The following is a 20,270-nucleotide window of genomic DNA, read 5'->3' on the forward strand; positions in this document are numbered from 1 at the left end:
GCGCGCAGGACACTAGGCTGATGTGCATGAGCACGCTGGACATCACCACGACGACCGCCTGGCGAGCCCTGGACGCGAACCATCGCGCCGTCGCCCCCTTGCACCTGCGGGATCTGTTCGCCGACGATCCCGCGCGGGGAACCGACTTGGTGCTGCGGGTGGGCGATCTGTACATCGATTACTCGAAGCACCGTGTGACCCGCGAGACGCTGGCGCTGCTGGCCGAACTGGCCCGCGCCGCCGATGTGGAGGGTAAGCGCGATGCCATGTTCTCGGGCGCGCACATCAATTCCACCGAAGACCGAGCCGTGCTGCACACGGCACTGCGTGCGCCGTCGGGCGGGGCGCTGACCGTGGACGGCCAGGATGTCACCGGCGATGTGCACGAGGTGCTCGGCCGGATGGGCGATTTCACCGACCGGGTGCGTGACGGCGAGTGGCGCGGCGCTACCGGCGAGGCGATCACCGACGTCGTGAACATCGGCATCGGAGGCAGCGACCTCGGCCCCGCGATGGTCTATCGCGCGCTGCGCGCCTATGCGCAGCCGGGTTTGCGCTGCCATTTCGTCTCCAATGTCGATCCCGCCGATATCGTGGCCACATTGTCCGGGCTCGATCCCGCCACCACGCTGTTCGTGGTGGCGTCGAAGACTTTCTCCACGCTGGAGACGCTCACCAACGCGCACGCGGCGAAGACCTGGCTGCTCGACGGTCTGGGGTTGGGCGACGAAGCCGTTGCCAAGCATTTCGTCGCGGTCTCCACGAATGCGGAGCGGGTCGCGGCCTTCGGCATCGATACCGCGAACATGTTCGGCTTCTGGGATTGGGTCGGCGGCCGGTACTCGGTGGATTCGGCGATCGGCCTGTCAGTGATGTGCGCGATCGGCCGCGAGCGGTTCGGCGAGTTCCTGGCCGGATTCCGGGTTGTGGACGAGCACTTCGCCAGCGCACCGATCGAACAGAATGCGCCGATTCTGCTCGGGCTCATCGGCCTGTGGTACTCGGACTTCTTCGGGGCGCAGTCGCGGGCGGTGCTCCCCTACGCCAACGACCTGGCCCGGTTCCCGGCATATCTGCAGCAGCTCACGATGGAGTCGAACGGCAAATCGGTGCGGGTCGACGGCACCGCGGTCACGGTGAACACCGGCGAGATCTTCTGGGGCGAACCGGGAACCAATGGTCAGCACGCCTTCTATCAGTTGCTGCACCAGGGAACGCGACTGGTGCCGGCGGATTTCCTGGGTTTCGCGGAGTCGACCGACGATCTGCCCACCACCAACGGTGTGGGCACGATGCAGGACCTACTGATGAGCAATCTGTTCGCGCAGACCAAGGTGCTGGCTTTCGGCAAGACCGCCGACGAGATCAGCGCTGAAGGAACAGATCCCGCGGTCGTCCCGCACAAGGTGATGCCCGGCAACCGGCCCACCACCACCATCCTCGCGCCGAAGCTCACTCCGTCCGTGGTGGGCCAACTGATCGCACTGTACGAACACCAGGTGTTCACCGAGGGCGCGGTGTGGGGCATCAACAGCTTCGACCAGTGGGGCGTTGAGCTGGGCAAGGCCCAGGCCAACGCGCTGCTGCCGGTGATCGCGGGCGACGCTGCACCGCAGCCGGATCAGGATTCATCGACGGACGCACAGGTGCGCTGGTACCGCGCCGAACGAGGGCGCGCGGTCTAGATCTACCGGGCACAGATCGCAGCGCCGAACGCCGCCGCGATCGCGTCTTTCTGCGCCTGGGTGGCGGGTTGCTGGTTCGCGACCACGGTCACCGCGCGCGCGGATGTGGCTCCGTTATAGGTCCGGTAGCCGGGTATGGAACCGCCGTGCCCCCAGACGGTGCCGCACGGCGTGGAGAGTTCCGCCTGGCCGAGGCCGTATCGCAGCCCGTCACGATTGACGAGCGGTCGCGGGGCCCGTCGCGCCTCGGTGAACTGCGACGCCGTGATCACCTTCCCGTTCTGGAGGGCGAGGAAGAATCGGTTCACATCCGACGGGGTGGCGATCATCGCCCCCGCTGCACCCGCCCAGGACGGATCGAACGAGGTGATATCGGCCCGCCGCCCGTTCTCCACGGCATAGCCGATGGCGTGCGGCGCGCGGACCGCGGCGTCGCCGGGTGTGGGGAAGTAGGTCTTCCGCAGCGCCTGCGGTTCGAGGATGCGGGTGCGGATCTCGTCGGAAAGACTTCTCCCGGTGGTCTTCTCGATCAGTATTCCCAGCACGACGTAGTTGATGTTGCTGTACTCGGCGCGCGTGCCGGGAGCGAATCGCGGCGCGAGCGTAGCCAGGGCCCGCCGTACCAGGTAGGCGGGCTGGTAGGTCGTGCTCGCCGCATCGTCGGACTCGAGTTCCGGGAGATCGAGATGGTCGGGCAGACCGGAAGTGTGCTGCAGCAGGTCGCGGACGGAGATCCGCGTCGCGTCCACCCTGCTGCCGTCGGGGGCCGGAGGCCCCGGTGTGAGCATCCCGGGGGCGATGCTGTCGACCGTCGCATCGAGCCGGATGCGGTTCTCGGCGACCAGTTGCAGCACCACCGCGGCGACGTAGGCCTTGGTATTGCTGCCGATCCGGACGTAACCGTCGGCGGGGAACGGGGTGCGCCGGTCGGCGTCGCCGACGCCGGCGCTCGCGATCCAGTCCCGTCCGCGTTCGGTGATGACGACCTGCGCCCCGGGGTAGCCCGCGGAGACCATTGCGTCGAGCGCCCGCTGGACGGACTGGCGTCCAGCGGGCGAGATCGGCTGCGCTAGAGCCGGAGCTGCGAATCCGGTGGTCACAACGAGCGCAGCGAGGTACGCGGCACCGGTTCTCACGGTGCGGTTCACGAGGACTTGGGAGTGTTCCAGACACCGCCCTGGCAGGTGATCACGAAACCGGCGTCCACGTCGAGGCCCAGGGTGCCATCGGCGTAGGAACAGGCGGCGCCGCGACTCCCCTTCTTGTAGTCGTAATCGTCGGGGGTCGCGGCGGCCATGCCGGTGCCTGCGATCAGGGCTGTTGCAGCAAGGGCTGCCACACTGAGGGACTGAATGAATGTGCGCATTTCGCACCACCTTTCGACGCCTTCGACGCTACGAATCTCGAAGGTCCGGCACATCCGGGCTGGCCCCGGATCGTTCCCCGGGATCCAGCTGGGACACATCAGGGTCGACTCGGGGTACTTACGACCACATCATGAACACACGTTTGATTCTTCCGCTCAGTGCGAAAACTTGTCAGTGGGCCGACGTAGCGTTGGAGCATGGATGGGGAGTACGAATCAGGTTCAGCTGCAACAGGAGCGGCGATGCCATTGCCGGTTTGGGTGCGTTGGAGCGGGCTCGTGCGCGGGTGGTGTTCGATCAGTATCGGTTGATCGCCGAGTTGTTGCGAGTGCGGGTGTGTGAGCGGATCGCGGCCGGGGTGGCGCAGGACCGGTGGGAGGCGGGGGTGGCGGCGGAGGTCGCGTTGGCGTTGCGGGTGTCGCCGCATCGGGCTGCGGGGATGCTGTCGCGGGCTCGGACGCTCGTGAAGGATCTGCCGGCGACGTTCGGGCGGCTGCGCGACGGTGATGTTTCGCCGGAGGCGGTGGAGGTGATCCTCGCTGGCCTCTCCCATCTGGAGCCACGGCTGAAGTCCAAGGCCGATGCGGAGTTGTGCGGCGAATCTTTCGCCGCCGCCGGTTTGGGCGTGAAGCGGTTGCAGGATCAGGTCAAGCAGGTCGCGTACCGGCTCGACGCCCAGGCCACCGTGGATCGTGCGGCGCTGGCAGCGAAGGATCGTCGGGTGACGATCCGGCCGGCGCCGGATTGCATGGCGCGGGTATCGATCCTGCTGCCGGTCGCCCAAGCGGTCGGTGTGTACGCCGCCGTGAAGGCCGCCGCCGATGCTGCGGTCGGCACTCCCGGCGAACCACGCAGCCGAGCCCAGATCATGGCCGATACCGCCTTCGCGCGGATCACCGGCCGCGAGGCGGCAGAAGGGCAACCGGTGACGGTGCACCTGACCGTCCCTGCCTCTGTTCTGCTGGGCGATCAGCCTGGCACCGCGCACCTCTCCGGCGGCGGCACGCTGCCCGCGGAGATCGCGCGGCATCTGGTCGGGCGGGCGTCGGAGCACGCGGTCGCGTGGGTCAAACGGCTGTATGTGCAACCGGAGTCGGGTGCCGTCGTCGGGCTGGATTCCCGGTCACGACTGTTCCCTTCCGGACTCGCCGAGTTGATCGCGGCGCGGGATCGGTACTGCCGGACCCCGTACTGCGATGCACCGATCGCGCACACCGACCACGTCACCGCGCACGCCCACGGCGGCGCAACCAGCCTGGACAACGGGCAAGGATTGTGCGCGGCCTGCAACTACGCCAAAGAAGCAACAGGGTGGACCAGCCGCACCGTCCACGACGACAGCGGACGGCACACCGTCGAAACCCGCACCCCGACAGGACATCTCCACCGATCCACCGCACCACCGCAGGCGGCGTGAGAAATCAGATCAGGCGGCGCGTCAGTTCATCGGGCGCGTGCCGAAGCACGGCGCCTAGCGGCGCCCATGGCCAGCTGGGGACGGCGGCTTCCTTAGGCTCACGGTCGATGGCCTTGACGAGTGCCTTCACACCATCGCCCAGGGAGGACTTCATCGAGGTCTTCACGCCCTTGTTGATGTCAGTCTCGATGAAGCCCGGCTTGATGACGGTCACTGTGATGTCACTGCCCGCGAACTCGGCCTGGAGGCCCTCACCGATAGCGGTGAGTCCGGCCTTACTCGCGGAATAGGCGGTCTGCGCCTTCGGCATTCCGCGCTGCCCGGCGATGGAACTGATCAGCACCAGGTGCCCGCGTCCCTGGGCACGGAAGATCTCCAGCACCGCCTCGATCTGGGCCACCGCGCCCGTGAGGTTCGTCTGGATGGTCTCCAGGTTGGCGTGCGGCTTGCCGGTGCCGAGCGGCGCCCCCTTCCCGATGCCTGCGTTGATGATGGCGCGGTCGAGGCCGCCCATCCGGCCCACCACCTCGGTGATCGCGCCGGGCACGGCACCGAAGTCGGTGACGTCGAGCGCGCCGACCTCGACGGCGCCGGAGCCCGGCACCGCCGAGATCTCGGCCTTGAGGGCCTCGAGCCGGTCGAGTCGGCGAGCCAGTAGGCCCACGTCCTCGCCGCGTTCGGCGTAGGTGCGGGCCATGCCTTCGCCTAGCCCCGAGCTGGCTCCGGTGATGAGGATGCGCATTGCTCCACCTTATCGGCGGGGCGCGCGAGCTGTGGGCCACCGAGTCCGGTGCGAGCGAACACCTGGATCAGCGGCCCCACTCCGACCGCGTACAGAACGGTGCCCACGCCCAGCGTTCCGCCGAGCAGGAATCCGATGGCCACCACCGTGACCTCCATCGACGTGCGCACCACCCGTACCGACCATCCGGTCTTGCGGACCAGGCCGGTCATCAGGCCGTCGCGGGGGCCGGGGCCCATTTCGGCACCGATGTAGAGGACCGTCGCGAAAGCGTTGCCGACGATGCCGAGCAGCATCAGGGGAACGGCGATCACCAATGCCGGGCGGTACGGGAACAACGGTGACATCACGTCGAACGCGATACCGATCACGAAGACATTCGCGACGGTGCCGAAGCCCGGCCGCTCGCGCAACGGGATCCATGCCAACAGCACCACTGCGCCCACCACCACGATCACGGCGCCCACAGAGATGCCGACTCTGTCGGCGATCCCCTGATGGAGAACATCCCACGGCATGTTGCCCAGGCCCGCACGCAGGATCGCGGCCATCGCGGTCCCGTAGAGCCACAAACCGACGAACAGCTTGATCAGTCGCACCATCATGACACTCAGCATGACCATGATTGGATCTTGAATACATAGCCAGTTCTGCGATACTGGCCCCATGTTCTCGGCAACTGGCACCATCGGGGCCGCCACACTCACGCGCCAACTCGGGGCCTGGCGGCCGGACGGCCGACGTCCGGCATATCTCGCCTTGGCGGAAGCACTGCGCCTACTGGTACTCGACGGCCGCGTATCGGTGGGTACGGCCCTGCCCAGCGAACGCGCGCTGGCCGCGCATCTGGAAGTCAGCCGCACCACTGTGACCGCCGCCTACGCCGAGCTGCGCGACAGCGGACACCTGCAGTCAAGACAGGGGGCGCGCAGCGTACTCACGCTGCCCCACACCGTTCCGGCCGAACCCGCAGACACCGGCTCCGAAGCCGACCTGATCCGGCTGAACATCGCGGCACCGTCGGCCCCCGACCAGATCGTGCACGACGGGTATCGCCACGCCCTCGAATGCGCCCCGCCCTATCTCGCGGGAATCGGCCTGTACCCCGGCGGGATCCGCGCCCTCCGTGAGTCGATTGCCCGGCGGTACACCGACCGCGGGTTGCCGACCGCGGCGGAGCAGGTGCTCGTCACGTCCGGCGCCCAGCACGCCCTGCGCATCGTGCTCGACACCCTGGTGCACCCCGGCGATCGCGTGCTCATCGAACAGCCCACCCACCACGGCACGATCTTGGCGATCCGCCGGCACAACGCGCGGCCCGTCGCCGTGGGACTGCATCCCGCACACGGATGGGATCTCGATCAGTTCGAGGCGGTGGTCAAGCAGCAGAATCCGCGAATCATCTTCTCCATCGCAGACTTTCATAATCCCACTGGACTGCTGCTCGATGCAGCCGGTCGCGCCCGGCTGGCCGAGATCTCGGCGCGGTATCGAGTGCCACTCGTCGTCGACGAGACGATGGCCGAGCTGGGCCTCGACGTCCCCGCTCCCCCACCTCTCGCGGCGCTCGCCCCACGCGGCGCGCAGATCATCTCCATCGGTTCGGCCAGTAAGACGGTCTGGGCCGGCCTGCGGGTGGGCTGGATCCGCACCGAGACACCTCCCGACGGACTCACCTCCGCCCGCTACGACATGGACCTCGCAGGCGCGGTGTTCGAGCAACTCGCCGCCGGCTACGCCCTCGATCACCTCGACGACTTCCTCCCCGCTCGACTCGAATCCCTTCGCCTGGCACGGTCGGTCGCGCTCGAGGGGGTCGCCGAACACCTGCCCGGTGCAACGGTCGCCGCCGGCGTCGGCGGACTCTGCCTGTGGGTCACGTTGCCGCGGCCGGTGGGCACCGCCACGGCGGCTGCGGCGGCCGGGCTCGGGGTGCGGATCGCCGCCGGCTCGGCCTTCGGGGTCGACGGTGCGCTCGAACGCAACATCCGCATTCCGTACACCCTCCCGGTCGGCCAGCTGTCCCGAGCGATCGACCTCGTCGGCGCCGCGTACCGCCACGCCACCGGCGGCGCGGGCGCTACCCCCGACCTGGCCGGCCAGCTGGTGGTGTAGCCGCTACGCGCCGCAGGCGAAGGGTGCGGCCCTCGGCCCACAGAACCTGACATCGCCGACGATGATCTCGTCCTTCGTCGGATCACGCACGATCCGCTGTCGCTGCGGCAACATCGCTCGCGCTCGGTCCGGCCGCGCGGCGATGATCGCCAGATCGGCACTCGCATCTGCCGCCTTCGCCTGGATGTTCTCGACGACGACGTCGTAATAGACATTGGCGACACAGCCGCCACCGTCCGGGCCGCAGACACTCGTGAACCAGCCCGTACCCGTACCGTCAGCACGGATCGTGAGCCCACGCCCGTGCCCTCCGTAATCGCCCGCGAGCGAACCGGCATCGTCGTGGCCAGTGGGCGTCGACGATTGCGGTGCCGAAGCCCCGCAGAAGATGGTCTCCGAGGCGCAGCTCGACAACACCGCCGCCACGACGACCAGGACGACGATTCGGTTACCCCGCCGCATAACCACCCCCGAGAATTCGTGATCGACAATACGGCCTCAAGAATGGCGCGGCTGTGATGTGCGACATATTCGGCGGCGAGAGGAATGACTCGGACCACGGTCCGGTTGAACCGCGCAGAACCACGCACGGTCACCGAGCCTCTCCGAAGGGAACCAGAACATGGGACAGAAGAACACCGCACGCGATCTCGGCCTCCTGGCATTGCGTACCGCGGTCGGAGGCGCCCTCGCTTACCACGGCGCGCAGAAACTGTTCGGCGCGTTCGGCGGACACGGCCTCGACGCCACCGCACAGGGCTTCGAGTCGATGGGCTTCGCCCCCGGCAAGCCGAATGCCGCGCTCGCCGGCGCGGGCGAGTTGGCCGGTGCCGCCCTGGCCCTCGGCGCGGCGACTCCACTGGCAGCCGCAGGCGGCGTCGGTGCCATGCTGGTCGCCTCCGAGGTGCACCGTCCGAACGGCTTCAACGCGCAGGCCGGCGGCAACGAGTACCCCGTCACGCTGGGCGTCGCCGCCGCCGCGCTCGCCCTCACCGGCCCCGGACGGTTCTCCGTGGACCACCTGCTTGGCGACCGCGTGAACCGTCCGTGGCTCGCCGCGCTCGCGCTCGGTGGTGCCGTCGCCGGCGGCGCGGTCACCATCGCCCGACGCAACGCCGCTCTCGCACAGGCCGAGGCCGTCTCCGAGGAGATCGAGTCCGAGGCCGCCGAAGGCGACTTCCTGCTCGGCGATTACGACCCCGAGACGGGCTCGAACGACGGCGCCGACAAGCTGATCAAGTAGTCGACGCCGCGGTAGCGGCTCTCACCGGCCGCTCGTACGACAACCCCGCCGCCGGACCATCACCCACGGTCCGGCGGCGGAGTTGTCAGCGGAACAGCCCGCTGCCCAAGAAGTCCGACGAGTCCTTCACTCCCGGCACCGCGAAGAAGTATCCACCGCCGAAGGGGGTCACGTAGTCGGTGAGCGGCTCGTCGATCAGCCGCTTCTGCACCTCCTCGAACTGCGCCTGGATATCGCGTTGGAAGCAGATGAAGACGTGTCCGCAGGCCATGTTGCCGTTCACATCCAGACCCAGGTCGTAGTTGTACGACCGGCGCACCAAACGCTGCTTCTCGGTCTTCTCACCCTCACGTGGATTCGCCAGGCGGATGTGCGAATCCACCGGGATCACATCGCCTTCGGGATCCTTCGAGTAGTCGGGCTCATCGAACTCCTCGGCACCGTCGAGCGGGGCGCCGCTGTCGCGGCGCCGGCCGAACATGCCCTCCTGCTCCGCGATCGAGACGCGGTCCCAGAACTCCACGAGCATGCGGATCAGCCGCACCACCAGGTACGTACCACCCTCGGTCCAGGCCGGTTCATCGCCACCACCTTCGACCCAGATCAACGACTCGGCCTGCCCACCGGTCGGATTCGCCGTGCCGTCTTTGAAACCCAGCAGATTTCGCGGGGACCCGCCCGGTCGCGGCGGCGCGCCGTAGCCCTGCATCTTCCATCGCAGCTGCATCGCGCCACGAGTGTGCTTCGCGATGTCACGCAACGCGTGGTGCACGGTATCGGGATTGTTGGCGCACAGCGCGATCACCAGATCGCCGTGGCACTGCGCGGGATCGGGCTGGTCGTTCGGGAAGGTCGTCATCGGAGTGAGCCGCTTCGGCTTCACCCCGGCCAGTCCGAACCGGCCATCGAACAGGCTGTCGCCCACGCCGAGGGTCACCGTCAGCCCGTCCGCCGGGACCACCGGGCCGAGCACCGCGCTGTCCGCCGGCGGTTTTCCGACTCCGAGGTCGGCGGGAGTACCGCCCCGCGTGAGGAACCGCGCCCGTTCGGTCACGGTGCGGAGCAAGGACTCCAGGCCTGCGCGATCGGGGGCGATGACGTCGAACGCCGCGATCATGAGAGACGCTTGCTTGTTCGCCGGGTCGGGCGTCAGTACACCTGATTGATGTGCCCCTTCGAAGGGGTACGCATCGCTGACCACGGGGCCCGTGCCACGGGCGTCGCTGCGCGCGCCACCGGCCAGCACCGCACCGACAGCGGCGACACCGGCCGCACCGGCCGCAGTGCCCTGCAGAAACCTCCGGCGGCCGACCGAGCTGCTACCGCCGTCGTTGTTGTCATCGCTCATGCTTGGGCATCTCCAGGAGGTTGGGCACGGCCGAGAGCGTCTCCAACGCCTGGCCGACGGTGCCGTTGATCTTCTGTCGCAGGGCGAGCGGCGGGGCGTCGATGGGCGGGTAGGTCCCGTCCGGGCGCTTCACCGCGTCCAGGGCCCGGGTCACCTCGTCGAGCTCACGGCGTGCGGTGGGCACCAGGTCGGGGGCGCGCGTCACCAGCAGCGGCTCGACGATCCGCAGCACTGCACGGGTGGCGTCGACGTTCGCGGCGGTGGCAGCGTAGCCCGCGTGCGCACCCTGATCGCTCACTCCGGTGAGGTGGTCGCGCAACGCGTCCTCCAGGATCTCCTGTGCACGCTTGGTGAGCGTCACCGGATCGCCCGCGATGTCGTCGGTGCGCAGATCGGCACGGATCTTCTGCAGCCCCTCCGAGGTCTTGTCGACCTGTGCGATCACGCCCGCGGGGGTCTCACCGCGGTAGAGCCCGTACTCGATGCGCCGGATACCGGAGAACTCCGGATCGCGAACCCCGCCGGCGAACCCGTCGGGCAGACCCGCGACAGCGGTCCCGGCAGCACCGAAGCTGTTGTACGAGGCGCCGACCCGCTCCCATGCGGTCATGGTGTCGAGCCAGGCCCGTTTCGCACCGTCGACATCGCCGGCGGCCAACGCGGACCGGACGCGGCCGAGCGCCGCCTCGACCGCGGGGAGGACCTCGAGCACATAGTCCTGGTACTTCGCGTTCACTCCCTCCAGATCAGCCTTGGTCACCCGGTCGACGGCCCGGGGCGCCTCGCCCGTGCCGCCGGTCACGGTGAATTGGGCCGACCGGGTGGGTTGCTGGCCCGCGAGGTAGCAGACGAACTGGTACGTGCCGTTGCCCAATGTCGCGGACAGGTCGGCGGTGGTAGCCGGGCCGATGGTCTCGATCTCGCCGACCACGGCTCCCCCGCCGTCGACGAGGTTGATCTCGCCCGACTTCCCCGACTTATTGGTCACCGAGATCCGCTGCAGACCCGGGCCCGCGCCGCTGAACTCGCGGGCGCAGTCCTCGGCGGTCACCGTCACCGACTCGGCGACGGCCGGTTTCGACGGCAGGACGGCGATGATCAGACCGGCCACCAGGAGCGGCACCACCACGATGACCGCGGCCACCGGCCACACCTGCCGGCCCGCGAGGCTCTCGGCCCAGGTCTCGAACCGACTCTTGCGATGCGCGTCGGGCGGCGCGGGTGTGGTCCGCAGGAAGGCCCACAGCACGACCACCAGGTAGGCGAGCCAGGCGAACACCTGGAGCACCGTCATCTTCGGCGCGAGATTGGTGATCCCGGACAGCAACGCCACCCACCAGGCGTCGGGGTTGACGGTGCCCGTCAGATCGAAGGCGATCCAGGTGCGTCCCGGCAGTACCCCCGCGTTCTGCAGGTCGCCCAGGCCGTAGGAGAGCACACCCGCGGCCACCACGATGAGCAGGACCGCGGTGTACCCGAAGAACTTCCCCAGGTCGAGACGGACCGCCTGCCGGTAGAGCAGAACGCACAGCCCGAAGGCGACGAGCAGGCCGAGCGTGGCGCCGACGGCCGGGCCCACGGCGTCGCCCGAGGCACGGGCCGCGGTCCACAGGAACAGCGTGGTCTCCAGGCCCTCGCGGGCCACGGCGAAGAACGCGGTGAGCACCAGGGCGCCCGCGCCGAGCGCCATCGCGGCCTCGACATCGCCACGCAACCCCTTCGACAGGGTGGCCGCAGTGCGCCGCATCCAGAAGATCATGATCGTCACCAGGATCACCGCGACCACGCTGAGTGTGCCTGCGACGACCTCGCGCGCGGTCGCGGACATCTCGGACGTGGTGAAGGTCAGCACCGCGCCGAAACTCACCGACAACGAGGCCGCGCCCAGCGCACCCAACCACACCGGCACCCGCGAACCACCCGACTTCTTCACGGCGGCCAGCAGGATGCTCACGATCAGTCCCGCTTCCAGACCCTCTCGCAGGCCGATCAGGAAGTTCGGGACGGCATCACCCCAGTTCATGGTTAAGAAGGTAAGGCATTCCTTCTCGCCGAGTCCGGTGCCACCTACATAAAGGGCGATTTGCGCAGTTCAGCGGCTATTTCAGTAGCTTCGATAACCTTCTGTCGGCGAGGATCTTGCCGCCGGTCTGACAGGTGGGGCAGTACTGGAACGAGCGGTCGGCGAAGGACACCTCCCGCACGGTGTCTCCGCACACCGGGCAGGGGCTGCCGGTGCGGCCGTGCACCTTCATCCCCGACCGCTTCTCCGCTTTCAGGGTGGCGACGTGCTGGCCCACGGAGCGCGCCACCGCATCGTCGAGTTCGGTATGCATCGCGGCGTACAACGCATCGGTCTGTGCCTCATCGAGCGATTTCGCGCCGGCGAAGGGCGAGAGCTTGGCGGTGTGCAGTATCTCGTCCGAGTAGGCGTTACCGATGCCTGCGATCGTGCGCTGATCGCGGAGCAGGTTCTTCAGCTGCGCCCGGGACCCGGCGAGAATCGCTCCGAACTCCGCTCGGCTCACCGTGAGTGCATCCGGCCCCAAGGTGGCCACCATCTCGATCTCGCTGGGATCGTGGACTATCCACACCGCGAGCCGCTTCTGCGTGCCGGCCTCGGTGAGATCGAAGCCCTCGCCCTCCGGCCCGACGTGCACCCGCAGCGCGATCGGCGACTTTCCACCCGGTTTCAGCGGGGTGGGCGCGAGCTTCTCGGACCAGCGCAACCACCCGGCGCGTGAGAGATGCACCACGAGTGCGACTCTGGCGCCCTCCTTCTCGGTCCACAGCACGAAGTACTTGCCGATCCGATCGGTGCCGGTCACGGTGGCTCCCACCAGCTCGTGCGGACCGGGCGAGAACGTCTTGAGCACGGACAGGGCCGCCACATCGACGCGGCGGACGGTGGTTCCCACTGCCTTCTCGGCCACGTACTGCGCGATGGCGGTGATCTCGGGAAGCTCCGGCATGGCACCACTCTAGGGTGGGGGTATGACCTTTTCGAGCCGTTCCGGCGGCGGCGCACTGTCCGACATCGAGCTCGCGGCGGAGATCGCCGACGGTGCCGGGCGCATCCTGCAGGCCATCCGCCACGGATCACTGCTCGACGACGACATCCTCGGTGACACCGGAGACCGGCTCGCGCAGGCCTGGATCGCCCGGGTCCTGCGCCGCTACCGGCCGCAGGATGCGGTGCTCTCGGAGGAGGCCCCGGATTCCACCGAGCGCCTGCGCGCCGACCGGGTGTGGGTGATCGATCCACTGGACGGCACCCGTGATTACTCGGCGCACCGGCCGGACTACGCGGTGCACGTCGCGCTCACCCAGAACGGGCAACCCGTGCACAGCGCGGTCTCGCTGCCCGCCATGGACGCCGTGTTCCGTTCCGACACGGTGACAGCGCCGACCGGTGCGCTCACCGGCAATCTGGCCCTGAGCCGCAGTCGTGCCACCCCCGGGATGTTCCGGGTGGCCGATCAGTTGGGACTGCAGCCCGTCTCGCTCGGTTCGGCCGGGGTGAAGACGATGGCAGTGGTCACCGGGCAGGTGGATGTGTACCTGCACGCGGGCGGCCAGTACGAGTGGGACTCCTGCGCTCCCGTCGGCGTGGCGCGGGCGGCGGGCCTGCACTGCAGTCGCCTCGATGGCAGCGAGCTCACCTATAACAATCCCGACCCGTACCTGCCGGATCTCGTGGTGTGCCGCCCCGAGCTGGCCGACCGGGTCCTGTCCGCGCTCAATTGATGCGGAACCGGGCCGGGAGCGGCTGGACCGGCTCGGTGCACCTCGGCGTGGGCGCCCTCGCCTACGACGGAGCCGTGGGCTCCACCGGCCGGCACCGGCATGCGGCGTGGCAGTTGCTGGCCCTGCGGACCGGTACCGTGACCGTCACCGTCTGGCCGTCCGACGGTCCGCCGATCGTCCGGGATGGCCTGACCGCCTTCGTGATTCCGGCCGGTACGGAGCACGCGATCGGACCGGTCGCACCGGACGCCGCCGGATTCACCGTGTATCTCGATCCCGATGCCGTTCCGGTCACCCTGCCGGAGGAGCCCACCGCAGCGGAGCTGCACGCGCTCGCGACCGCGCACGACGGCCTGCGGCCCGTCCATCCGTACGTGCGATCGGCGCTGGACGCGGTGGCGCGGCGCCGATCCGAGGCGCTGTCGTTGACCGAGGTCGCCGCTGAGATCGGCGTATCGCCCTCGCATCTGAGCCGGCTGTGGCGGCGCGATCTGGGCCTCGCCTTCCCGGCGTGGGTGCGATGGTCGCGGCTGCGCGATATGGCCGACCGGGTGCAGGGCGGGGCGTCGATCACCGATGCCGCCCATGCGGCGGGCTTCGCCGACGGTGCGCACGCGAGCCGGGTATGCCGAGAGATGTTCGGGCTCTCACCACAGCAGTTACTCGCCGCACTCGGCTGATCCCGATCGATCCGTTCAAGCGCTTCGGCCGGGTCCGGAGCGAATCTGGACGGTATGAAGAACCTTGTCCGCTATGGATATCCACTGCTCATGATAGTCGGCGTGAACGGCACGGTGATCGCGCTGGCCGGATCGGGTGCACCGAAGGTGGTGCTGATCGCCGTCGTCCTCGCCGCGATCGCGCTGTCGTTCACAGTCGAGCGGCTGATTCCGTACGAGGAGTACTGGAACCGCTCCCACGACGATGCGGGACGCGATGCGGCGCACGTGGTGGTCAACGAGTCGCTGATGCTGGCCTCGCTCGCGATGATCCCGCTAGTGGCGGCGATCCGTGGGCCGGGCCTGTGGTGGCCGCACGATCTGCCCTTCTGGATACAGGTGCTGCTGGCGGTACTGGTGGCCGATCTGGGGATCACCGTGGTGCACATGGCCAGCCACCGGTTCGGCTGGCTGTGGCGGTTGCACGCGGTGCATCACAGCGTGACCCGCTGCTACGGGCTCAACGGATTGATGAAGCACCCGCTGCACCAGACACTGGAGACCCTCGGCGGTGTCGCGCCGCTGCTGGTGCTGGGGATGCCCGCATCCGTCGCCTCGGCGCTGGCGGCGATGGTCGCGGTGCAGCTGCTGTTGCAGCACTCGAATGCGGACTACCGAGTGGGCCCGCTGCGGTACGTGCTCGCGCTCAACGAGGGCCACCGGTTCCACCATCAGCGCGACGCGGGCGCGGGCGATGTGGACTTCGGCCTGTTCACGCTGATCTGGGATCACGCCTTCGGAACATTCGTGCTGGATCGCCACCGCCGTTTCACCAGCGCCGACCTGGGGATGGCCGCCAAACCGGACTATCCCAGCTCGTACCGCGCACAGCTCGTCGTGCCGTTCACCAGGGCGGGTGGGTGCGGTGAGATGGGGCCGCTCCCCCGGCGGACGGTACGCGAGCGGATTCAGACCGGTCGACGGAGCAGGTAGACGTCCATGATCCAGCCGTGCCGCTCGCGGGCCTGCGCGCGGGTGCGAGCGATGCGCTCGCCCACCTCGCCGACCGGACCGTCGATCAGGATCTCGTCGGGAGTGCCGAGATAGGCGCCCCAGTAGATGTGATCGGTGGGCTCGGCGGTTTCCCGGAAAGTGCAGTCGGCGTCGAGCATCACCACCGTGTTGCGACCGTCATCGTCGGCCAGGCGGCGTCCGGTGGTGATGTGGATCGGCTCCCCCACCCGGTTGAGCAGGATCGTGTGCGCCGCGGTCAGCGCCTGGACGCTGGTGATCCCCGGGATCACGCGCGGGATGAGATCCATTGTCGCACCGACTCGCTCGATCACCCGCAAGGTGGAATCGTAGAGCGATGGATCACCCCACACCAGAAAGCCCGCCGTGCCGCCGTCTGCGACGTGCTCGGTGATCGCCGCGGCGAGGGCCGCGGCGCGGGCCGCGTGCCACGTATCCACATTGCGCGCGTAGGCGTCGTCGGGCCGGTCGGTGCCGCGCTCCGCCGACCGGTCGCGCGGCGGATCCGGGACCAGGACCAGCTCGGTGCCGGGCGCGTACCGATCGACGATCTCCTGCCTGATACCCGTCAGCGAGGACGCGGAAGCCTTGTCCAGGACGAAGATCGCATCGGATGCACGCATCGCATCGACGGCGGCGATGGTCACGTGGCCGGGATCGCCCACGCCGATCCCGATCAGCAGCGCGGCGCGACTCAAGCGATCGGCTCGCTGTACATGTTCAGGGTGGCGGTGAGCAGATCGATCCGGTTCTGCTTGAGCGTCTCGTTGTCCGGATCGATGACGCAGTAACTGGCGGTGCCCTCGTGCACGGCGAGCAACGCATACCCCAGAGCCTCGGGCGCGGTCACCCTGCGGCCCGCGGCCTCCAGCACGTGCATCACCGTGGGAATCATATTGGCCAGCAACATCTGCTGTGCGTCCCGCACGGTCTGGTTGAGCTCCGGCGTGCGGGTACACAGGGCCACGAAATCGCCGTTCACCCGCTGCCAGCGCTCGTTCACGGGGATCGCGCGCACCGCCATCTCGATGAGCTGTCCGTAGTCGGCGCCCTTGACCACGTGGGCGTCGACCACCTTCGCCATGACATCCATGATCCATTGCACGTGGTAGCGCCAGACCTCGATGAACAGTTCCTCGAGGCTGGTGAAGTTCGAGTAGAAAGCGCCGCGGGTGAATCCGGCGGCATCGCACACCATCTTCACCGTGGTGGCGCCGTAACCGTTCTGCGCGAACACGAAGTACGCCGCCCGGATCAGCTTGCGGCGGGTCTTGGCGCGTCCCTTCGCGTCGGGGGTCTCCTCGCCCGACTGCACCGCGGCGGTCACCCGAGCACCACAGCGGGACAGATTTTCGGACGTTGTGTCATTCGATCAGTGTACCGGCGCGGCGCGACGGCTTTGGCGCGACTTCAGCGACCGCCAACCCGCTGCTCCTAGCGTTGCGGGCACCGCGCCACAGGAGGTCCACAATGCCCGATTCGATGCCCGCCCCGTCCGCCGTCCCGCGGATCGTGGGGCTCGCGGCCGCCGTGGCCGGAGGCGCCGCGATGATCTCCTCGGCATTCCTCCCGTGGTTCACGGTGACGGCCGCGCTGCCCTCGCTTCCGGGCCTTCCCGCACAGGTGCGCGCCGAGGTCACGGGGCTGGGCGATGTCTCCGCACCCGCGGTGGGAGGGGTGGACGTGGCCGCGCAGGTCCCGAACGACGGGGCCTGGGCCGGATGGGTGGTGATCGTCGTCGGCGCGGTGGCGATCGCGCTGGCCGCGGTCGCGGCGACCGTCTCGCCCCGGACGGTGCGACGGTGCGCCGCCGCGATCGCCGCTGGGTGCGGCCTCGTGGGTGCGGCGGTGGCAGCCTACGCGCTGACCGCACTGACCGGCGGCCGGTCGGTGCAGGTGCAGGGCGTCTCGCTCGGTCTCGACGTGGCCGCCGCGGCAGGTCCGTTCGTGGTGATCGCGGGTGCCGCCGCGATCGGTGCCGGGGCGCTCCTACTGCTGATCGCGCGCCGGACCGGCGAATCGCTTGCGCAGACGGCGGTGATGCCGGCCCAACCGCCCGTTGTCCAGCAGCCGGTTCCGCCGCCGCTGCCGCACCTCGCGCCCGACGCCCGGTGGGCGCGGCCCGCAGCGCCGGCACCGTCGCCCCGGAGCGCACCGTCGAACCCGGTCCCGGCGCCGCCCGCCCAGCAGCACGACACCGTGGCCGCCCCGGTGGCGCGGCGGCGGCCCGACCCGGAGTGGGACCGGAACTGGCCGGGGCTGGTGCCCCCGAAGCCCGGCCCGGTGACCCCGTCGCAGCAGGAGACGCAGGTGGTCAAGCGGCCGCCGCGACCGGTGCGGGTGTCGCCGAATCCGCAGACCACGGCGATTCCGCGCCAGAACACCTACGATGGGCCCACCGAACCCCTGTGACCTGCTATTTGCCGGCCTCGAGCTCGGCGACGCGGGCGCGCAGCCGCGCGATCTCGGCATGCAGTCCGGCCTCGCGCTCGTCGGCCGCCTTCTGGTGCGCGAGCGAGAGTTCCTTGAGGTAGGCGCGGTCGTAGCGCGGGATGATGCTGCGTGAGCAGTTCCAATCGAAGGCCTCGACGGTGATCTCGATGGCGCGGGCCTCGCCCCGCTGCAGCACCGTGCCGCGGCCGAACACCTTGAGCCGGATCCGCCGCGGGTAGTCCACGAAGAACATGGCCAGGCGGTCGTCGGCGGCGAGGTTGCCGAGCGTGACGAACTGGTTGTTGCCGGGCAGGTCGACGAAGCGCAGTTTCCCACTGGCGGGGTCATGATGCACGAATCCGGCAGGACCACTGCGGTATTGAAGGTAGGGCCAGCCGTTCGGGGTCACGGTGGCGAGGCAGAACTGATCGGCGCGAGAGATCATCAGCAGCTCCCGGTCGGACAGTTCCTGGGGACCGTCATCGCCGCGCTCCATCTGCGCGCCGTACGCCACGTAGCTACCGTTGTCCCGCTGTCGCGCCAGCGCATCGTCACCGAAGACGAGGTGGTGGTAGTGATTGTTCGGCACGGTTTCACCGTAGCGCCCACCTCCGAATACTCTTGATCATCGTGGCGGACGAGATCGTGATCTACACCGATGGTGCGTGCCTGGGCAACCCCGGGCCCGGGGGCTGGGGCGCGGTGCTGCGCTTCGGGGAGCACACCAAGGAGCTGTACGGCGCCGAGAAGGACACCACCAACAACCGAATGGAGCTGATGGGCGCCATTTCGGCGCTCGAGGCCATCACCAAACCGTTCCCCGTGGTGCTCTATACCGACAGCTCGTACGTCAAGAACGGCATCACCAAGTGGGTCGAGGGCTGGAAGCGCAACGGCTGGAAGACCGCGAACAAGCAGCCCGTCAAGAACGTGGAGCTGTGGCAGCGGCTCGACGAGGTGGCCGCGCGCTACGAGATCGATTGGCGCTGGGTGAAGGGGCACGCGGGCAACGAGGGCAATGAGCTCGCCGATCAGCTCGCCTCTCGCGGCGCGGCCGAGGCCCGCGACAGCTGAGGGTGCTCTCTAGCCGATGAGCCGACCGTCGGGGTCGGGCCAGCGAGGATGCGCACCGTCGATCACGTAGGCGTGAGTGTGCTCGAACCAGCCGTCCCCCACCGGCGTCGCATCGGCGATCACGGCCGGGTCCACGTCGCCCTCGCGATGGGCGTGGGTGATCTCCACCGGATCCTGACGCGGCCACGAGAGCGCTGCTACGACCAGGCCGGTCACGGCGAGTACCAGCATCACCGACCACGTCACGGTGAGCCCGGCCGAGCCGGTGAGCCATCCGGTCAGCGGATAGGTGATCAACCAGGCCACGTGGGAGAGCGAGAACTGCGCCGCGAACACGGCGGGCCGGTCGGCATCGTTCGATGAGCGGCGCAGCACCTGTCCCGACGGTGTGACCACCGCGGCGGTCCCGGCGCCGATCGCGAACCAGATCGTGGCGAGCGCCGCCCACCGCCAGGTGCCGTCACCGGCCAGTGACAATCCGACCGCGGCGGCCAACGCCAGCGGCAGTACGGCACCGCCGGTGAGCATGACGGTGCGGGTCGGGGTCCGGTCCAGCAGCCGCGGCACGATCAGCGCGACCACCATCGTCCCGAGGCCGTTGGCGGCCAGTACCAGCGCCATATCCGCCTGGGTCCCGGCGAGCTCGTCACGGGTGAAGTTCACCGTGTTCACCATGACGATGGCACCGGCCGCCGCCACCGTGAGATTCAGACCCAGCAGCCCGCGCAGCCGCGGCGTGGCCACGAAGATCCGCGTCCCCGAGCCGAGCCGCTGCAGGAACGAGCCCTCCGGCGCCGCATCGGGATTGGGCACTCGCGAGCGCAGCACCAGTGCCGCCGCGAGCAGGAAGCCGATCGCGGTGCCCACGAACAGGTACTGGTAGCTCATCACCAGCAGGGCCGCCGCGGCCAACATGGGACTGAGCAACGTCTCCATCGTGGTGGCCAGTTGCGACGCCGATAGCGCGCGGGTGTACTGCCGCTCGTCGGGCAGCAGATCGGGGATCACGGCCTGGTAGGTCGGGGTGTAGGCCGCGGACGCGGCCTGGAGCAGCGCGACCAGCAGATAGATCTGCCAGATCTCGGTGACCACGGGAAGGGCGAGCACGACGGCGGCGCGGATCACGTGCAGGGCCACCAGGAGTGCGCGGCGCGGCAACCGGTAGGCCTGCGCGGCGACGAGCGGCGCGACCACCACGTACAGCGCCATCTTGATGGTGAGAGCGGTGGCGAGCACGCCCGCCGCATCGGCGCCGGCGAGCTCATACGCGAGCAGGCTCAGGGCCACCGTCGTCAAGCCGGAGCCGAACAGGCCCACCACCTGCGCCGCGAACAGGCGGCGATAGTCCGGATCGACGAAGGGAGACGCGCTGTCGGCCATCGGGGCTCCTCTCTCGAGCAAGCTCATG

The 20,270-nt window shown here is 68.8% G+C and carries 21 protein-coding genes; 9 read left to right on the top strand and 12 right to left on the bottom strand.

Annotation, left to right across the window (positions count from 1 at the left end; genetic code table 11):
* The first annotated feature begins 41 nt into the window (after positions 1–41).
* Entirely contained in the window at positions 42–1,685 is a 1,644-nt protein-coding gene (pgi, locus tag TPAU_RS16675; RefSeq protein ID WP_425358569.1) for a glucose-6-phosphate isomerase, read from the top strand.
* A 2-nt stretch (positions 1,686–1,687) separates the two neighbouring features.
* Here the strand turns inward: pgi and TPAU_RS16680 are convergent, their stop codons facing one another.
* Both TPAU_RS16680 and TPAU_RS16685 read right to left on the bottom strand, forming a co-directional pair.
* Positions 1,688–2,833 carry a serine hydrolase domain-containing protein gene (locus TPAU_RS16680; RefSeq protein WP_013127923.1) on the bottom strand — a complete coding sequence of 382 codons (1,146 nt, stop codon included), beginning with the start codon at positions 2,831–2,833 and terminating at the stop codon, positions 1,688–1,690.
* On the bottom strand, positions 2,830–3,051 hold the full coding sequence (locus tag TPAU_RS16685; RefSeq protein ID WP_013127924.1) for a hypothetical protein: 222 nt from the start codon (positions 3,049–3,051) through the stop codon (positions 2,830–2,832). Before TPAU_RS16685 ends, TPAU_RS16680 begins: the two co-directional genes overlap by 4 nt.
* Before the next feature lie 191 nt (positions 3,052–3,242).
* On the opposite strand from TPAU_RS16685, the gene TPAU_RS16690 reads away from it, so the two are divergent.
* Entirely contained in the window at positions 3,243–4,469 is a 1,227-nt protein-coding gene (locus TPAU_RS16690; protein WP_013127925.1) for an HNH endonuclease, read from the top strand.
* Positions 4,470–4,473: 4 nt separating this feature from the next.
* On the opposite strand, the gene TPAU_RS16695 is transcribed toward TPAU_RS16690, so the two are convergent.
* Both TPAU_RS16695 and yczE read right to left on the bottom strand, forming a co-directional pair.
* Positions 4,474–5,211: an SDR family oxidoreductase gene (locus TPAU_RS16695; protein ID WP_013127926.1), complete on the bottom strand. Its 738-nt coding sequence runs from the start codon at positions 5,209–5,211 to the stop codon at positions 4,474–4,476.
* The gene (gene yczE, locus TPAU_RS16700) at positions 5,175–5,834 is read right to left on the bottom strand and encodes a membrane protein YczE (protein WP_013127927.1); all 660 of its coding nucleotides are present in this window, start codon (positions 5,832–5,834) and stop codon (positions 5,175–5,177) included. Before yczE ends, TPAU_RS16695 begins: the two co-directional genes overlap by 37 nt.
* A gap of 43 nt (positions 5,835–5,877) precedes the next feature.
* On the opposite strand from yczE, the gene yczR reads away from it, so the two are divergent.
* Positions 5,878–7,326 carry a MocR-like transcription factor YczR gene (gene yczR, locus TPAU_RS16705; protein WP_013127928.1) on the top strand — a complete coding sequence of 483 codons (1,449 nt, stop codon included), beginning with the start codon at positions 5,878–5,880 and terminating at the stop codon, positions 7,324–7,326.
* A gap of 3 nt (positions 7,327–7,329) precedes the next feature.
* On the opposite strand, the gene TPAU_RS16710 is transcribed toward yczR, so the two are convergent.
* The gene (locus TPAU_RS16710; RefSeq protein WP_013127929.1) at positions 7,330–7,788 is read right to left on the bottom strand and encodes a hypothetical protein; all 459 of its coding nucleotides are present in this window, start codon (positions 7,786–7,788) and stop codon (positions 7,330–7,332) included.
* A 160-nt stretch (positions 7,789–7,948) separates the two neighbouring features.
* Between TPAU_RS16710 and TPAU_RS16715 the strand changes: the two genes are divergently transcribed.
* The gene (locus TPAU_RS16715; protein WP_013127930.1) at positions 7,949–8,569 is read left to right on the top strand and encodes a DoxX family protein; all 621 of its coding nucleotides are present in this window, start codon (positions 7,949–7,951) and stop codon (positions 8,567–8,569) included.
* Between the two features lie 85 nt (positions 8,570–8,654).
* Here the strand turns inward: TPAU_RS16715 and efeB are convergent, their stop codons facing one another.
* The 3 genes from efeB to TPAU_RS16730 all read right to left on the bottom strand — a co-directional run bounded on the left by efeB (position 8,655) and on the right by TPAU_RS16730 (position 12,889).
* On the bottom strand, positions 8,655–9,917 hold the full coding sequence (efeB, locus tag TPAU_RS16720; protein WP_013127931.1) for an iron uptake transporter deferrochelatase/peroxidase subunit: 1,263 nt from the start codon (positions 9,915–9,917) through the stop codon (positions 8,655–8,657).
* Positions 9,907–11,940, bottom strand: a complete 2,034-nt coding sequence (gene efeU, locus TPAU_RS16725) for an iron uptake transporter permease EfeU (protein ID WP_013127932.1) — start codon at positions 11,938–11,940, stop codon at positions 9,907–9,909. Before efeU ends, efeB begins: the two co-directional genes overlap by 11 nt.
* 76 nt (positions 11,941–12,016) lie before the next feature.
* Positions 12,017–12,889: a DNA-formamidopyrimidine glycosylase family protein gene (locus TPAU_RS16730; RefSeq protein ID WP_013127933.1), complete on the bottom strand. Its 873-nt coding sequence runs from the start codon at positions 12,887–12,889 to the stop codon at positions 12,017–12,019.
* 22 nt (positions 12,890–12,911) lie between these two features.
* Between TPAU_RS16730 and TPAU_RS16735 the strand changes: the two genes are divergently transcribed.
* The 3 genes from TPAU_RS16735 to TPAU_RS16745 are packed head-to-tail and all read left to right on the top strand — an operon-like array spanning position 12,912 to position 15,316.
* On the top strand, positions 12,912–13,664 hold the full coding sequence (locus tag TPAU_RS16735) for a 3'(2'),5'-bisphosphate nucleotidase CysQ (protein ID WP_013127934.1): 753 nt from the start codon (positions 12,912–12,914) through the stop codon (positions 13,662–13,664).
* Positions 13,664–14,344, top strand: coding sequence for a helix-turn-helix transcriptional regulator (locus TPAU_RS16740; RefSeq protein ID WP_013127935.1), 681 nt, complete (start codon positions 13,664–13,666; stop codon positions 14,342–14,344). The genes TPAU_RS16735 and TPAU_RS16740 overlap by 1 nt, the downstream gene beginning before the upstream one ends.
* A gap of 54 nt (positions 14,345–14,398) precedes the next feature.
* Complete coding sequence (locus TPAU_RS16745) at positions 14,399–15,316, top strand: sterol desaturase family protein (RefSeq protein ID WP_013127936.1); 918 nt, start codon at positions 14,399–14,401, stop codon at positions 15,314–15,316.
* Here TPAU_RS16745 and cobF read toward each other — a convergent pair.
* Both cobF and TPAU_RS23610 read right to left on the bottom strand, forming a co-directional pair.
* The gene (cobF, locus tag TPAU_RS16750) at positions 15,292–16,053 is read right to left on the bottom strand and encodes a precorrin-6A synthase (deacetylating) (RefSeq protein WP_013127937.1); all 762 of its coding nucleotides are present in this window, start codon (positions 16,051–16,053) and stop codon (positions 15,292–15,294) included. The two genes, TPAU_RS16745 and cobF, sit on opposite strands and share 25 nt — an antisense overlap.
* Positions 16,050–16,682 (bottom strand): TetR/AcrR family transcriptional regulator, encoded by a 633-nt coding sequence (locus TPAU_RS23610; RefSeq protein WP_013127938.1) that lies wholly within the window; start codon positions 16,680–16,682, stop codon positions 16,050–16,052. Before TPAU_RS23610 ends, cobF begins: the two co-directional genes overlap by 4 nt.
* Positions 16,683–16,825: 143 nt before the next feature.
* Here TPAU_RS23610 and TPAU_RS16760 point away from each other — a divergent pair, with 143 nt between their 5' ends.
* On the top strand, positions 16,826–17,767 hold the full coding sequence (locus TPAU_RS16760; RefSeq protein ID WP_013127939.1) for a hypothetical protein: 942 nt from the start codon (positions 16,826–16,828) through the stop codon (positions 17,765–17,767).
* A 4-nt stretch (positions 17,768–17,771) separates the two neighbouring features.
* On the opposite strand, the gene TPAU_RS16765 is transcribed toward TPAU_RS16760, so the two are convergent.
* Positions 17,772–18,377: a pyridoxamine 5'-phosphate oxidase family protein gene (locus tag TPAU_RS16765; protein ID WP_013127940.1), complete on the bottom strand. Its 606-nt coding sequence runs from the start codon at positions 18,375–18,377 to the stop codon at positions 17,772–17,774.
* 32 nt (positions 18,378–18,409) lie between these two features.
* Between TPAU_RS16765 and rnhA the strand changes: the two genes are divergently transcribed.
* Complete coding sequence (gene rnhA, locus TPAU_RS16770) at positions 18,410–18,862, top strand: ribonuclease HI (protein WP_425358558.1); 453 nt, start codon at positions 18,410–18,412, stop codon at positions 18,860–18,862.
* 9 nt (positions 18,863–18,871) lie between these two features.
* Here rnhA and TPAU_RS16775 read toward each other — a convergent pair whose 3' ends face one another.
* The gene (locus TPAU_RS16775; RefSeq protein ID WP_013127942.1) at positions 18,872–20,242 is read right to left on the bottom strand and encodes an MFS transporter; all 1,371 of its coding nucleotides are present in this window, start codon (positions 20,240–20,242) and stop codon (positions 18,872–18,874) included.
* Between the last annotated feature and the right edge of the window lie 28 nt (positions 20,243–20,270).

It is taken from the genome of Tsukamurella paurometabola DSM 20162 (assembly GCF_000092225.1).
GTDB lineage: Bacteria > Actinomycetota > Actinomycetes > Mycobacteriales > Mycobacteriaceae > Tsukamurella > Tsukamurella paurometabola.